General features: G+C 62.9%; 13 protein-coding genes. 10 read left to right on the forward strand and 3 right to left on the reverse strand.

The genetic code is table 11. The annotated features are described in order from the left end of the window. Positions 1 to 144 precede the first annotated feature (144 nt). The 5 genes from BTIS_RS06480 (at position 145) to BTIS_RS06500 (ending at position 5,428) form a co-directional block, all read left to right on the forward strand. Positions 145 to 1,281: an aliphatic sulfonate ABC transporter substrate-binding protein gene (locus tag BTIS_RS06480; protein WP_158216856.1), complete on the forward strand. Its 1,137-nt coding sequence runs from the start codon at positions 145 to 147 to the stop codon at positions 1,279 to 1,281. 6 nt (positions 1,282 to 1,287) lie between these two features. Then, positions 1,288 to 2,190, forward strand: coding sequence for an ABC transporter permease (locus BTIS_RS06485; RefSeq protein ID WP_094663825.1), 903 nt, complete (start codon positions 1,288 to 1,290; stop codon positions 2,188 to 2,190). An 84-nt stretch (positions 2,191 to 2,274) separates the two neighbouring features. Next, positions 2,275 to 3,015, forward strand: coding sequence for an ABC transporter ATP-binding protein (locus tag BTIS_RS06490; protein WP_094663827.1), 741 nt, complete (start codon positions 2,275 to 2,277; stop codon positions 3,013 to 3,015). A 451-nt stretch (positions 3,016 to 3,466) separates the two neighbouring features. Continuing rightward, a complete protein-coding gene (locus BTIS_RS06495; protein WP_094663829.1) occupies positions 3,467 to 4,939 on the forward strand; it encodes a YeiH family protein in 1,473 nt (490 codons plus the stop codon). A gap of 48 nt (positions 4,940 to 4,987) precedes the next feature. After that, positions 4,988 to 5,428: a hypothetical protein gene (locus tag BTIS_RS06500; RefSeq protein ID WP_094663831.1), complete on the forward strand. Its 441-nt coding sequence runs from the start codon at positions 4,988 to 4,990 to the stop codon at positions 5,426 to 5,428. 292 nt (positions 5,429 to 5,720) lie between these two features. Here BTIS_RS06500 and BTIS_RS06505 read toward each other — a convergent pair whose 3' ends face one another. Then, the gene (locus BTIS_RS06505; RefSeq protein ID WP_094663833.1) at positions 5,721 to 6,218 is read right to left on the reverse strand and encodes a precorrin-2 dehydrogenase/sirohydrochlorin ferrochelatase family protein; all 498 of its coding nucleotides are present in this window, start codon (positions 6,216 to 6,218) and stop codon (positions 5,721 to 5,723) included. After that, positions 6,215 to 7,021 carry a uroporphyrinogen-III C-methyltransferase gene (cobA, locus tag BTIS_RS06510; RefSeq protein ID WP_094663835.1) on the reverse strand — a complete coding sequence of 269 codons (807 nt, stop codon included), beginning with the start codon at positions 7,019 to 7,021 and terminating at the stop codon, positions 6,215 to 6,217. The genes BTIS_RS06505 and cobA overlap by 4 nt, the downstream gene beginning before the upstream one ends. A 245-nt stretch (positions 7,022 to 7,266) precedes the next feature. On the opposite strand from cobA, the gene hemB reads away from it, so the two are divergent. From hemB to hemC, 4 genes are all read left to right on the forward strand, one after another. Next, positions 7,267 to 8,271 (forward strand): porphobilinogen synthase, encoded by a 1,005-nt coding sequence (gene hemB / locus BTIS_RS06515; protein WP_094663837.1) that lies wholly within the window; start codon positions 7,267 to 7,269, stop codon positions 8,269 to 8,271. Between the two features lie 13 nt (positions 8,272 to 8,284). Then, positions 8,285 to 9,190 carry a uroporphyrinogen-III synthase gene (locus tag BTIS_RS06520; RefSeq protein WP_094663839.1) on the forward strand — a complete coding sequence of 302 codons (906 nt, stop codon included), beginning with the start codon at positions 8,285 to 8,287 and terminating at the stop codon, positions 9,188 to 9,190. Positions 9,191 to 9,307: 117 nt separating this feature from the next. Continuing rightward, positions 9,308 to 10,357 (forward strand): LacI family DNA-binding transcriptional regulator, encoded by a 1,050-nt coding sequence (locus BTIS_RS06525; protein WP_094663841.1) that lies wholly within the window; start codon positions 9,308 to 9,310, stop codon positions 10,355 to 10,357. Between the two features lie 181 nt (positions 10,358 to 10,538). Further along, complete coding sequence (hemC, locus tag BTIS_RS06530; RefSeq protein WP_094663843.1) at positions 10,539 to 11,549, forward strand: hydroxymethylbilane synthase; 1,011 nt, start codon at positions 10,539 to 10,541, stop codon at positions 11,547 to 11,549. An 88-nt stretch (positions 11,550 to 11,637) separates the two neighbouring features. On the opposite strand, the gene BTIS_RS06535 is transcribed toward hemC, so the two are convergent. Further along, positions 11,638 to 13,416, reverse strand: coding sequence for a glycoside hydrolase family 13 protein (locus BTIS_RS06535; RefSeq protein ID WP_094663845.1), 1,779 nt, complete (start codon positions 13,414 to 13,416; stop codon positions 11,638 to 11,640). 303 nt (positions 13,417 to 13,719) lie between these two features. Here BTIS_RS06535 and BTIS_RS06540 point away from each other — a divergent pair, with 303 nt between their 5' ends. After that, positions 13,720 to 15,282: a dicarboxylate/amino acid:cation symporter gene (locus BTIS_RS06540; protein ID WP_094663847.1), complete on the forward strand. Its 1,563-nt coding sequence runs from the start codon at positions 13,720 to 13,722 to the stop codon at positions 15,280 to 15,282. Positions 15,283 to 15,332: the final 50 nt, after the last annotated feature.

The raw sequence follows: 15,332 nt of genomic DNA on the forward strand, positions 1-15,332 counted from the left end.
GGTTGATAAACGGCTCAAGATTTTTGGATTACCCCAAAGCGTTGATTTCACTCGAATGGGCAACATGGCGCGGAGATAATGGTGAGCAACGCGGCTCGTCGCAGGGGACCAGTACGACGGCGCGACATACATCGTAAGGGGATCATGATGGGCACAGGCAACGGGAGTGGCATACGCGGACGGCTTCACGGCGTGCGCATGGCATGCCGTTGCGTCGCGGCCGCGCTCTCGCTGACGCTCATGCTGTCCCTGTCCGGATGCGCATGGCCCAGCGAACTCATCGCCGACGCCGGTGCCAAGGCGCTGCGCGACAACGGCAGCGGCACCACCACACTGCGCATCGCCGCCCAACCCTACCCGCTGTACTCCGACGTGTGGGTGGCCCACGAACTCGGCTACCTCAAGGACGAACTCGGCAAGGCCGACGCCAGCTACAACTGGGATTCGTTCAAAAGCGGACCGCTCGTCAACGAGGCCATGGCCTCCGGCAACGAGGACATCGGCTACGCGGCCGACCTCCCCGCCATCATCGCCAAATCCACCGGGCAGAACGTGACCATCGTGTCGAACGTGGCCTACGGGGAGAAGGCGCTCGCCATCATGGTGCCCACTGACTCGCCCATCACATCCGTCGCCGATCTCAAAGGAAAGAAAGTCGGCTACGCCACGGGATCGTACGCCCAGCATCTGCTGGCATTGCGCCTCGCCGAACAGGGCTTGACGCTCGACGACGTGCAGACCGCGAACCTGTCCGCTGAGGATCAGGTCGCCGCAATCCAAAGTCATGGCGTGGACGCCATCGTGATCTGGGAGCAGTACATCACCAAGCTGGAAAGCGAGGGCACGGCCAAGGTGCTCGTCGACGGCACCGGCGTGAAACGCGGCAACATGGTCAGCTATGCGACCGCCGACTACGCGAAGCAGCACCCGGACGTGATCCGTGCCTACAACCGTGCCGTGCAGCGTGGCGCCGACCTGATCGCCAAGGACCCCGACAAGGCGTCGTCCGCCGTGGCCAAGGACTTCGGCGTGGATGCCGCCATGCTCAAGCGGATCTGGATCCATCTCACGTTCACCACCGAACTCAAGCAGGACGATATCGACGCGATCACGCAGGTCAGCGACTTCGCGTGGCGCAATGGCATCCTCAAATCGCAGGTGGACGTCAACGCGCTCATCGACACCAAACTCGCCGCATCAACGTCGGCTTCGGCTTCGTCGCCGACATCAACGTCGTCATCGTCGTCATCGTCATTCACCACAGCCACTACGAAGGAGTGACCAGTCATGGTCGAAAAGGTACTTACGGGATTGTCGGCACTCCGTCCGGGTGCCATCGAATCGAAGCCGGCCACCGTCGTGCGACCGGATTCACGCACGCAGGCGGGCGCGAAGAACACGGCAACTGCGAAACGACGTTCCGGCACGCGTTCCGCCGCGACCCGAGGCATTGGCGGATGGGCGCTGTATCTGGCGCTGCCCGTCTTCCTCGTGGCGGCATGGTCGCTGTATGGCGTGGTCCGCGGCGGTCAGTCCGTCGCCATGGCAACGCCGCAGCAGATCGTGGGTGCCGCGGTCGAATACGCGGCCAACGGCGAACTGTGGCTGAACATCGCGGTGAGCATCGCCCGCGTGCTGGAGGGATTCCTCGTGGCCCTGGTCGCCGCGGCAGTGCTCGGTGTGGCCGCAGGTGTCTCGCGCCGGTTCGAGCGCGCGATCGATCTGGTCATGCAGATCCTCCGTCCGATCCCCGGCATCGCATGGATTCCGCTTGCGATCATCTGGTTCGGCATCGGCGAAAACTCGAAGGTGTACATCATCTTCATCGGCGCGTTCTTCCCCATGTTCGTCAACATCGTCGACGGCATCAAGGGCATCGACAAGCGCTATTTCGAACTCGGCGAAGTGTATGAGATCCCCAAGTGGCGGTTCATCCGGCAGGTCGTGGTGCCCGCCGCGCTGCCGCAGATCCTCACCGGCATCCGTCTGGGCCTGTCCGGCGCGTGGATCTGCGTGGTGGCCGCGGAGATGATCGGCGCCACGTCCGGCGTGGGATTCATGCTGTCCGACGGCCGTTCGATGTCCCGCCCGGACGTGGTGATCCTCGCCATGCTCATCATCGGCGTGATCGGCAAGTTCATGGACGACTTCGTGCAGTGGCAGCGTCGTCGTATGGTCAACTGGCAGTGACCGGTCGTCCGTGAACGACGATGACGAAACAGCGATGACGACATTGACGACATCACCATCAACGAAGGCGGCGGACCTGCGATCATGACCGACAGCATCATCGACATCCGTAATCTCACCAAGACCTTCCCGTCCGACGACGGCGAGGTCGAAGCGTTGCACGACGTGACGCTGTCGCTTGATCGCGGCGGATTCACATCGATCATCGGCCCGTCCGGCTGTGGAAAATCCACGTTGCTGCGCATCATCGGCGGACTTGACACCGACTATGAGGGCACGGCGCTGATGAACGGCGAACCCATCGCCGGGCCCGGCCGTGACAAGGGATTCGTGTTCCAGGACCATCGTCTGCTGCCATGGTTCTCCGTGCGCGACAACATTCGATTCGCGCTGCCCGATGAACATAAGAACGACGACGACTACATTCAGGAATACATTGATCTTGTAGGGCTCACCGGTTTTGAAAAGGCCCTGCCGAAGCAGCTGTCCGGCGGCATGGCGCAGCGTGTGGCCATCGCCCGCGCGCTGGCGAACCGGCCGAAGATCCTGCTGCTCGACGAACCGTTCGGCGCGCTCGACGCCATCACCAAAATCAAGCTGCAGGACCAGCTGCTGCGCATCTGGCAGGCCGAGCACATCACGATGGTGATCGTGACGCATGACATCGACGAAGCCGTGTATCTGGGCCAGACCGTGGTGGTGATGAAACCGCATCCCGGTGAAATCAAACGCGTGGAGCACGTTGATCTCGGCACGCCGCGCAAGCGGGTCGGCGATGCGTTCAACCGTGCCAAGGACGCGATCTACACCGAATTCTTTGCATGATCGTGTGAGCCTGTGCCCGGCTGTGCCTGATCACGGCTGATTTCCGATCCGCGCGACGTTATCGATTATTCCGATGGCGACGCGCGGATTTTTGTTGTAACGCGAAGCTTGCGTTGGACGAGGTCGGGTCGTTAGCATCGGAACTACGCAACGGAACGAAGGTTGCCACGCAACGTTTCGCAACGACGGGATTCATTTGACGGTGGGGGACACGCGTCGGGGGAATTCAATACGCAGATGTGGCATCGGACCTGAATCCGTTCCGTTGCGGCCAATTCATCAATCAATGCAACACAAACCAACACAACTAACAAACCATCAACAAGCTGACGTCAGTCAACAGACAAGATGTTCGGTATCGCGGTAGTCAGGCGTCGTGGTACCGGATGTGATCACGGACAATGCCGATGGGGATCGGCAGCGTCCGTGCAAGGAAGAAGGGGAAACCATCATGGCGCAATCACAACCGGTGGCGGTGAGGCAAACCGCCAAGCGTGGAGTCAAAGAAGCGGTCCCGGCGGCCGCCGAAGGACGCAAGATCCTCGGCAGTGAGGACTGGTGGGCCACGTTCATCGGACTCGGCATCGTAGTGCTCGGATTCGTGATCTGGGCATTCGGCGGCACCTTCAACGTGTTCGCCGCCAAGATCCCCAGCTGGGGTGATTGGGCGTTCCTGTTCAACGGCGGCGACGTGACCAAGAACGGCGTCACCACGCATGCGGCCGGACTCATCCAGCGACTGCCGAACATCATCGCCCTGTTCGCGCTGTTCGCCGTGGTGTTCGGCGTGGCCGCGTACTTCCTCAGGCTCAAGGTGCAGGCGTTCCTCGGCGGATTCCTCGCATTGTTCGTGCTGAGCTTCATCGTCAACGTGTTCAGCTCGTCGAAGTTCGCCAGCTCCTACAATCTTGAGGCGCCGCTCGTCGCGCTGGTCATTGGACTGGTGCTTGGCAACCTGATCAACCTCGAACGGTTCTTCGGCGGCGCGTTGCGCACCGAACTGTTTGTCAAGGTCGGCATCGTGCTGCTCGGTGCCACCCTGCCGTTCACCACCATCGTCAAGGCCGGACCGGTCGCATTCCTGCAGGCCACGTTCATCGCCGTATCCACCTTCCTGGTGATCTACTTCGCCGCGACCCGCCTGTTCGGGCTCGACAAGCGCTTCGCCGCCACGCTCGGCGCCGGCGGTTCCATCTGCGGCGTCTCCGCGGGCATCGCCGTGGGCAGTGCCGTCAAGAGCCGTAAGGAGCACGTCTCCGCGGTGATCTCCATCGTGGTCGTATGGGCCATCATCTCCATCTTCCTGCTCACCGCACTCGGCAAGGCGTTCGGTCTGCCCGACGGTGTGGCCGGCGCCTGGGTCGGCACCTCCGAGTTCGCCGACGCGGCCGGCGTGACCGCGGCCAGCAGCTTCGGCGAGCAGGGCATCGCCGCCTTCACCCTGATGAAGGTGGTCGGCCGCGATATCTTCATTGGCGTGTGGTGCCTGATCCTCGCGTTCATCGCCGTGACCTACTGGGATCGTCAGGACCAGATCAAGGAGGCCAAGGCCGAAGGCCGCGACCCCGCCACCCTGCCCAAGCAGAAGCTTGACGTGGCGCAGATCTGGCACCGCTTCCCCAAGTTCGTGATCGGATTCTTCATCGCCTCGATCTTCCTCACCATCGTGATCGCGGTGGCGGGTACCGCGGCATCCGGTGGCGTCACCAGCGATCTGATCACCCCGATCAAGGAACTGCGCACGTGGGCGTTCACCTTCACGTTCCTGTCGATCGGTCTGACCACGCGCTTCGGCCAGCTCTCCTCGCTTGGCTGGAAGCCTGCCGCCGCATTCAGCATCGGCGCGATCGTGAACATCATCCTCGGATTCATCCTCTCCGCGGTGATTCTGCCCGGCTTCTGGGCCAACATCCCGGTGGCCTGACGGATCCTCGACCCGAACCATCCCATCCCATATCGAAGGAGCAGACTCATGAGTTTCGCAGCCCTGCTGAAGACCCGACCCGTGGGCGACTCGTTCGCCTCGGGGGTGAACGATGACGAACACGCGGCCGTCGCCGACTCCGGCGACGTTGCGAATGCCGACGGCGGACTGCCCGTCGTATGGCATGTGATCGTCGACATTCCCTTCCTCGACGGACCATTCCGTCGCACCCGACTGTCGCTGGACGAGGCGTCCGAAGCGCTCAGCAAACGCGTCGAACGCGCGACCGTGGTGGAACGCGTGCTGCGCGCACTGCGGTCGATTAGTGATGCGGACGACTGGCAGGTCACGATCTCATGGAAGGGCGTGCGCGCTGAACGCGACGGTGAATCCTACGAGCGGCTCGAACAGGAGCTGCGGGCTGCGGGATTCGACGACGGCGACTTCGAAATCCGCGTGGAATACGCCCGCTCCTGGGGAATGCTGTGATGCGGTGACTCGATTTGAGCCTCATACCCGTCTAAGTTCTGGAGCTAAGGGATGGGCCTAGGGGATGGGCGGCATATGATGATCGACTGTATCAGCGGAGGTGATTTGATATGCTCTGCAATCAAATCGCCGGAGCGAGGCCAAACGGCCTGAGTGTGTCGATCATCATATGCCGGCCATCCCCTTCTCCCTATAGAGATTCGTTAACCCGGGCACCCCTTTTCCGTATCTGCTGGCGCTCCGCCGGGTGCGTTGAGGGCAAAGGGATTTGGGGTGGAAGGTTGCTGGGGCTTTATGCTTCTAGCCGCTGGAGCCAGTCGTGCAGCAACGCTTTCACCCTGCGCGCGCGTGACGGGTTCTGGCCGTATGTGGAGACCGTGAGCATCAGGCCGTCGTGTTCCGTCACGGCCACGTTGGCGAAGGTCGATTGCGCGGGATCGGCGGCGTTGTTGATCAGGGGAACACCGGCCGTCTTGGCGTCGTTCGCGACCTGCGCGTTCACCGTCGGATCGTCCGTGCAGGCGATCACGATGAACGCACGATCGGCATCGTCGTCGGTTGTGAAGTTATCCCCAGACTTGTATGACATATCCACCCAGATCACGCGTCCGGCCGACACCTGTTCGGCGATACGCGGATCGATCGTCGGGCTGATCACCGTCACGTGCGCGCCGGAGCGCAACAGCGACATGACTTTGCGCGTGGCCACGGTTCCGCCGCCCACGACCACGGCCCGTCTGCCGCGGATATCGAGATTCACCGGGTACGGTTGGTGGAATTCCGCGGTCATTGCTCGCCCGCCAGCGTCTCGTCCAGCAGCGACGCCACGCCGCCGACCACGATCAACGCGGGCGCGCCCAGCCCGGCCTCATCCACCGCCGCACGGATGCCGGCGAGATCGGAGCGCACGGCCCGCTGCTGTTCACGCGTGGCCCATTGGATCACGGCGATCGGCGTATCGGCCGGCTTGCCGTTGGCGATCAGATTGCCGGTGATGCGGTCAAGCGATTCCATACCCATGAGGAACACGAGCGTGCCCTCCATGTGCGCGATGTTGTTCCAGTCGAGTTCATGCCCCTCGCGTTTGCGATGCCCGGCGATCACATGGAAGCTCGACGCATAGTCGCGGTGCGTCACGGGAATGCCCACGGCCGCCGGCCCCGCGATCGCGCTGGTGATGCCGGGCACGATCTCCACGCGCACACCGCGGTCGCGCAGATACCGCTGCTCCTCGCCGCCGCGTCCGAACACGAACGGATCGCCGGATTTAAGCCGCACCACGCGCTTGCCGTCACGCGCGAGACTGGCGAGCATATCGTTGATCTCACGTTGTTTCACCGGATGATGATGCGCGGATTTGCCCACGTCGATGCGTTCGGCGTCGTCGCGTGCGAAATCGAGCAGTTCAGGGTTGACGAGTCGATCGTAGACGATCACGTCAGCCTCCTCGATCCGGCGTTTGCCGCGCAATGTCAGCAGTTCCGGGTCGCCCGGCCCGGCACCGACCAGCGACACCAGCCCCGTGCCGTCGGTGCCGTCGTGCCGTGCAATACGTGCATTGGTCGTATCCTTCACGTCGTCGTTGCCGCCCATATGGTCCCTTCCGTTTGTCGACGCCCGTATGCGCCGCAGTCAATCACTCGTTCCAACATACCTGTCCGCGCAATCCGCGAGGAACGTCCGGAATCATCACCATCCTTGCAATCATTGATCTCTATCAGCCGTCATAACAAACCGGTATAGGCGTTCCAACACCCGGCGCAACGCATTCCCGCCGAACCGGTTACGCTGGGGATTCGGAAAACGCAGATAGTGATATTGGACATATTGGGGGATGTATGACGGAGAACAACACCATCAGCACACTGCAGTTCGATCGGCATCGTCGTCTGCGCACCAGCGCCGTGCTGCGTGATCTGGTACGCGAGACGCATGTGTCGAAGGACGATCTGATCATGCCGGTGTTCGTCGATGCCACGATCAGCGGCAGCCAGCCGATCGCATCAATGCCGGGCATTTCGCGCTTCGGCCTGGACGCCGTGGCCGCCGAGATCGATGAGATCGTGGCGCTTGGCATCAAATCGGTCATCGTGTTCGGCATTCCGGATCATAAGGACGATACCGGTTCGGATGCGTGGAGCGACAACGGCATCGTGCAGCGTGGCATCCGACTGATCAAGTCCCGCCATCCGGAGCTGGTGGTGATCGCCGACGACTGCATGTGCGAGTACACGTCCACCGGCCACTGCGGCATCGTGCGCGACGGTGAGGTGGTGAACGACGAATCGCTGGACTACATCACCCGGATCGCGGTGAGTCAGGCGAAGGCCGGCGCGGACATCATCGCGCCGTCGAACGCGATGGACGGATACGTGGCCGCGATCCGCGCCGGCCTTGATGCGGCCGGGTTCGTGAATACGCCGATCATGTCGTATGCGGTGAAGTATGCGTCGAGTTTCTACGGCCCGTTCCGCGACGCCGCCGACGGCGCTCCGCAGTTCGGCGACCGCAGTGGATATCAGATGGATCCGGCGAACCGTCTGGAGGCGCTGCGTGAGGCGGCAAGCGATGAGCGTGAGGGCGCGGACTTCCTGATGGTCAAGCCGGCGATGGCATTCCTTGACGTGGTACGCGAGGTGCGCAATGCGAGCGATCTGCCGCTGGTGGCATACAACGTCTCCGGCGAGTATGCGATGATCAAGGCCGCGGCGGCCAACGGCTGGATCGACGAGAACCGAATCGTCAAGGAGACGCTGACCGGCATCAAGCGCGCCGGCGCCGACCTGATCATCACCTACTTCGCCAAGGACGTGGCGGCGCGCATCGACGCCCGTACGTGGTGACGGCGAGTCCGTCATGACCGTACTGATCACCTATCCGCGGCGGAGCGTTCCGGAGGATCTGCGTGCCCGGCTTGAACAGGCCGCCCCGGCGACTCCGCCGATCTACCTGCCGCTCCGGCATCTTCGCGCGGTGCCGTTGTCGTCGCAGGACCGTCGGCGCATCGCGCGCAGCGCATATCTTGTGGTGACCAGTCATTTCGCGCTGACCACGCTGATCGATCTGCTCCCCACGCTGGCACCGGCGTGGCAGGGTACGCTGATCGTACTGAGTCACAAGATGGAGGCCGTGGCGCGGAACGCCGGGATAGTTCGTGTGCTGGTGCCGGATGAGGAGAACCATCGGGGGTTGGACCGGCTGATCGCCGCATTGCCGCCTCACGAGGGAGGTGACGACGTTGATGATGGTGACGGCGTTGGTGATGCTGACGTTGGTGACGCTGTCGGTGATGTCGTCGGTGGCGTCATCGAACTGTGCGGCAACCTGCACGTGCCCGACGATCATACTCGCATTCCGATCGCCGGGAATCCGACGCCCGTCGTTCCACGAATCCGCATCTACGACAACGCATGGGACGAGATGGGCGAACGGAATGCGGTTCGATCGATCCGGCGATCGTTGACTTCCGCACGACATGACGATTCCGGGCTACGCGAACGTGATCAACAAGCCGAAAATCGTATGCGTATCGATCGTGTTCTGGTGACCAGTCCATCTTCATACCAACGTTTGCAACGGATCATCGCCGCCACTCCAGAAAGTTTTATCGATGAACTAACGTATTATGTACTGGGTCCCAGCACTGCTCACACCATCGAGGCGGATGGCAATGCCGTGATCTGTCCGCGTACCAACACCGATGTGCTCCGGCGGATTCTGGACCGGATGCTACGCGATCTTGCCGGACGACCGCAGGACTGAACCCGGGCGGTCGCAGGCCGAGCCTTGGGTTGCGGTGTATCGGCCAGGCGCTGCCGGCACTGATCGCCTACAATGACGGAAGGTTCAAGCGACTCGGCGTCGAGGAAGCGAGGAACGATGCAGGCGACCATTCAGGATGTGGCGGCCAAGGCGGGGGTTTCCATCTCAACGGTGTCACGTGCGTTCACCAGACCGGAAATGGTGAGCGAACGCACGCGCGCCAAAGTGATGCGCGTGGCCGACGAACTCGACTTCAACATCTCCCGATCCGCGGCCACCCTCAAATCCGGGCGCACCAACCGCGTGGCGATGCTCATGAACGACGACATCACCAGCTGGTTCAACGCGTCGGTGCTCGCCGGACTCGAATCCGTGCTGCACCCGGCCGGATACGACATCGCGCTCTTCCAGAACATCGACACCGCGCGCAACCGTCAGCACTTCTTCAGCACACTGCCGATCCGACGCAACGTGGATGCCATCTTCGTCGCATCGTTCGCCGTCGACCCGCACGAGGTCGAACAGCTCGGGCGCGCACAGGTGCCGATCATCGGCATCAACTCCCCGGACGTCGACGGATTCGACGCATCGGTGTCCATCGACGACGAACAGGGCATGTTCATGGCCGCCCAGCATCTCATCAAACTCGGCCATCGTCATCTCGCCTACGTGGGCGCGGAGGCGGTACGCACGCTCCACGCCAGCATCGACCAACGTGAACAGGGATTCCGAAGGGCCTGTGAATCGGCGCGGTCGGAAGGCGTCGAACTCGACTGGCAGGTGATCGGTGTCCCACGCGATGTATCGGCGCTCGCCGCCATCTCGTCACCGCAGACGATGTCCATGATTCTGGCCCGTCTGCTGGAACTCGATCCATTCCCCGACGCGATCTGCTGCCAGGCCGACATGATCGCCATCCCGCTCATGTTGCGACTCGAACGATACGGCAAACGGACGCCCCGCGACTATTCGATCATCGGATTCGACGACAGCACGTATGCCGACGTACTTGGGCTGACCACGATTCGGCAGAATCCGCAGTCGATGGGTGCGGCTGCGGCGCGCAAGGCGTTGCGACTGATCGCAGGGGAATCGTTGGGCGACGATGCGCATGAGACCGCGCCGGCCAGTCTGGTTCCGCGCAATACCGACGATACGTATGCGTGAGTTCGTCCGTTGGTTTCGTGGCGTCTCCCATAATTCCTTCTATAGGTTCCTCCCATAAGTTCTTCGTATAGCCGGGCGGCAATTCCGACTTGGCGCGACTGCTATAGTGGTCTGCCGGAATTTGGAATGCGAACTTGCCGGCGTGAACGGATGGCGCGGCGAAGCTGGAACGGGGGACGGGATGGGACGTGAATTCCGCATCGGCACGAGACGAAGCCGCTTGGCATTACGCCAGACCGAGCTGATCTGTGACGCGCTGTGCGAACGGTTCCCGGATATCGTCATCACGCCGAAGCCGATCGTCACCCAGGGGGATCGGGATCTCAACTCCAGTCTGCAGACCATCGGCGGCAAGGGGGTGTTCGTCAAGGAGATCGAACGCGAATTGCTCGACGGCACGATCGATTTCGCCGCACACAGCCTCAAGGATGTGCAGCCGGTGCTGCCCGACGGACTGGTGCTGGGATGCTTTCCCAAGCGCGATTCCCCGTTCGACTGCCTGATCTCCCCGCGGCCGTATGAGCGTTTCGACGATCTGCCGACCGGCGCGCGCATCGGCACGAACAGCCTGCGACGGCAGGCGCAGCTGCTGCATCGCCGACCCGATCTGGTGATCGTGCCGATTCGTGGCAACATCGACAGTCGTCTACGCAAGATCGAAACCGAGCATCTTGACGGTGTGATTCTGGCCGAGGCAGGATTGAACCGGCTGTATCCTTCATGCGCGGAAGGTGGTGCTGGCGTGGAGGTCTCCGAAACGGAATATCTCGGAGTATGTCATCCCGAACTGGATGGACTGTATCGGCTGTCGCTGAGAGGCGTGCTGCTGCCGGCCGCCGGTCAGGGCGCGATGGTGGTGGAATGCCGCGCCGACGACAGGGAGACGCTGGATCTGCTGGCCGCGATCGATGATCCGGTGACGCGTGACGAGGTCCTGACGGAACGGGAGTTCATGACCACGCTGGGTGGCAGCTGCACGTTCCCGATCGGAGCGTATGCGATGGCGATGGTGCCGCCGGAGACGGATGAGCGGTGCGTGGCCTTTGAAGGATTGGTCGCGTCGCCGGACGGCACGCATATGTTCACGGAGCGCAATGTCGGCACGGTCGCCGGTCATGTGGGGCGTGCCGTCGCTGAGGAATTCATCGAGCAGGGCGTGCTTCCGCTTATCGATCCGGGTGTACGGGCATAGGGTTCTAGGGTTCTGGGTGTAACCGGGCAGGTTGAGGGTTACACCCAGAACGGCATGCTGCCTGTTGTTGCCTATTGTCTGGACTGCGTTAGAACGCGAGCCAGACGGTGGCGTCCTGGGGGAGGCGGCCGTTGTCGTCGAGCGAGGCGGAGGCGAGCAGCACCTCGGCCTCGGCGGGCAGGGTCAGCGGTTCGTCGGCGAAGTTCGTCACGCTGGCGAACGTGCGGTTGTCGGCGGTCGGACGGCTGTAGGCGATCGCGGTGCCGCCTTCGGCGGTGTCGAAATCGTCCAGCCATGCGATCGACGTGTCGCCGGTCGGGGTGAGCAGACGCTGACGCAGGGCGAGCGCGGCTCGATACAGGTTGAGCATGGATACTGGATCGGAATCCTCCGTATCGGCGGCGAAGTCCTTGAACCACAGGGGCTGCGGCAGATGCGGTTCGGCTGTGGGGAGGCCGTCGGGGCGTGCGCCCGGCGCCGGTGCGAACCCGAACGTTCCGGTCGTGCCGTCGCCGAACTTCTCGTCCCATTCGGCCGGCTTCGGCTCGTCGGCGGCGGTCCATGGCAGCGGCACGCGGCAGCCGTCGCGGCCCTTCACCGTGAACTGGTGCTCGGAATTGAAGGCGTAGGGGTCCTCCAGGCGATCCCATGGGATGTCGGCCACTTCGAACAGTCCGAGCTCCTCGCCCTGATAGATGTAGGCGGACCCCGGCAGGCCGAGTTCCATGAGCGCGGCCGCGCGGGCGCGACGGGTACCGGCGGCGCGATCCTCCTCCACGAACTCGCCGTTGCGCAGCAGCCACGCCTCGGCCATCTGATGGTAGTGCTTCGTCTTCACCTGCGGCAGCGCGTATCGGCTGGCCGAACGCGGCACGTCATGGTTGTTCATCACCCACGTGGTGGTGGAGCCGGAGCGTTCGGCTGCGGCCATGCCGTCTTCGATGGCGGCGCGCAGATCGGACTGACGCCAGTCGGCCTTGGCGAATTCGAAGTTGAAGATCTGGCCGAGTTCGTCCGGGCTGGCGTACAGGGCCTGATGTTCGGGGGAGATCCAGGCTTCGGCCACGGCGAAGCGCGGCGGATCGTATTCGTTGAACACGGTGCGCCATTCGCGGTAGATGTCATGGACTTCGGCGCGGTCGAAGAGCGGGTTGTCGCCGTTCGGGTTGAACTGGTCGAGCGTGGACCATTTGCCGAGTTCCACGAGCGGCTTGGATTCCAGATCCTTGGCGAGGCCGTGTGCCACGTCCACGCGGAATCCGTCGGTGCCGTGGTCGGACCAGAAGCGCAGGGTCTTGAGGAACTCCTCGTGGACTTCGGGATTCTTCCAGTTGAAGTCGGGCTGCTGCTTGGCGAACAGGTGGAGATACCACTGGCCGTCGGCCACGCGCTCCCAAGCCGGACCGCCGAAGATCGACTGCCAGTCGTTCGGGGGCAGTTCGCCGTGCTCACCGCGTCCGTCGCGGAAGATGTAGCGGTCGCGTTCGGGGCTGCCGGGGGCGGCGTTCAGGGCGGCCTGGAACCAGACGTGCTTGTCGGCGCTGTGGTTGGGGACGATGTCGACCACGATCTTGATGCCGGCCTCGTGGGCGCGGGCCACCATCTCGTCGAAGTCGTCCATACTGCCGAGGCGGGGGTCCACGTTGCGGTAGTCGATCACGTCGTAGCCGCCGTCGTGCAGTTCGGAGGGGTAGAACGGGCTCAGCCAGATCGCGTCCACGCCGAGTTCCCTGAGATAGTCGATGCGGTCGGTCACGCCCTTGAGGTCGCCAAGGCCGTCACCGTTCATGTCCTTGAAGCTGCGGGGGTAGACCTGATAGACCACCGCCTGCTTCCACCAGTCGTTGTGGAGATTGTTTGCGGTCATTGCTGTCCTTTCCGTACAAGAAGTCCGGTAGTTCCGATTGTCCACCGGTCGGCGATGGCCGGTAAAGGGGTGTCGGTGCCGGATGTGGACTACGTCATATTTGAACGTTCTAATCCTATCGCGACGGAACGACGATTGTGTACGTTCGTACATATCGGCGTGTCAGATTCGCAAATCGTGAATAATCGTCACTCGGACATGACCTATAAGCAAACTTCTGTATAACTCTCATGAATGCTTATGGCTAACAGAGCCGACATCGGCAACAACACATGACATACAACACATGACATGGGGAGAACAATGTCAGACGTGACACTCAACTGGGTGGCGCTCGGCGTCACCGTCATCCTGTTCGCGGGAATCGCGGCGCTGAGCGTGAAGAAGAAGGCCGGATTCACCACACGAGTGCTGCTCGCCACCGTGCTGGGCATCGGCATGGGCGTGATCTTCAAAGGACACACCGACTACGTGGCCGCGTTCGGCACCGTATGGTCCAACGTGATCTCCGCCATCGTGGTGCCGCTCCTGCTGTTCAGCATCATCGCCAGCATCACCAACCTCGGCGAATCCGTGCGACTGCGCAACATCGGCATCAAAACCATAGTCCTGCTGCTGCTCAACACCCTCACCGCGGCGGCGATCACACTGGCCCTGGCGCTCGCGTTCGGCGTGGGCAAGGGCTTCCAGTACACGCTGCCCACCGACTACCAGCAGCGCGAGGTGCCGGCCGTGATCGACACCATCGTGAATCTGTTCCCCACGAATCTGGCCGCGAACTGGTCTGAAAACCAGGTGGTGCCCGTGGTCGTCTTCGCCATCCTCGTGGCCGTGGCCTACAACGCGGCCGGTTCCACCGACAGGGCCCGCGCAGCCATCGCGCCGTTCAAGGCGTTCATCGACGCCGGCAACGTGGTGATGTCCCGCGCCACGCAGATCGTGGTGGGCTTCACGCCGTACGCCGTGCTGTCCCTCATCGCCGCGGCGGTGAGCGGCAGTGACGTGGCGGCCCTGCTGCCGCTGCTCGTGGTGCTGGTCGTGGCGTACATCGCCATGGCCCTGCAGATGTTCGTGGTGCAGCCGCTCGTGCTGGCCGCCGCCACCCGACTCAACCCGGTGTACTTCTTCAAGTCGTTCTGGACCACGGGCGTGGTGGCGTTCACCTCCGAAAGCAGCATCGGCACGATTCCGGTGACCGTGCGCCAGCTGCGTGGCGCGGGCGTGCCCGGCGACATCGCGTCGTTCGTGGCCGGACTTGGTGCCAACCTCGGTATGCCCGGATGCGCGGGCGTGTGGCCCGTACTGCTCGCCGTGTTCGCCGTGAACGCGCAGGGACTGGCGTACTCGCCGGCACAGTACGGATTCCTCGTGGTGCTGGCGCTGCTGGTGTCGATCGGCACGGTCGGCGTGCCCGGAACCGCCACGATCACCGCGACGTCCCTGTTCGCGGCCGCCGGACTGCCGATCCCGTTCATCGCGATCTCCCAGCCGATCTCCCAGATCGTCGACATGGGCCGTACCGCGCTCAACGTCGCCGGTGCCGCCAACACGGCCGTGGTCGTGGCCGCCAGCGAGAAGCAGCTCGACGAGGACCTGTACTATCAGCGCAAGGCATTCGCCGAGGAAGAGGAAGACGCGATCGAGGCATTCCGCGGCACCATCGCCGGTGTAACGTCCGGTGTTCCCGCGACGGCTGCATCCAGCTCCGCGGGAGCGGTGGGCGTTTCCGCCGCATCCGTGTTCGCATCCGCATCGTCGAACCCGCTGGACTTCACGCCCGGTGCCGTGCTCGCCGGTCAGGGCGAAGACCTGTGCGGCGTCCGCCTGCCGGTCAAGTCCGGTGCCCGCCACTCCGAGGAAAAGTAGCGTCCGGATTTCCGCCGTTGCCGGCGTAATGAACGAACAGGGTCCGTGTC

Source organism: Bifidobacterium tissieri, assembly GCF_002259645.1.
GTDB classification, from domain to species: domain Bacteria; phylum Actinomycetota; class Actinomycetes; order Actinomycetales; family Bifidobacteriaceae; genus Galliscardovia; species Galliscardovia tissieri.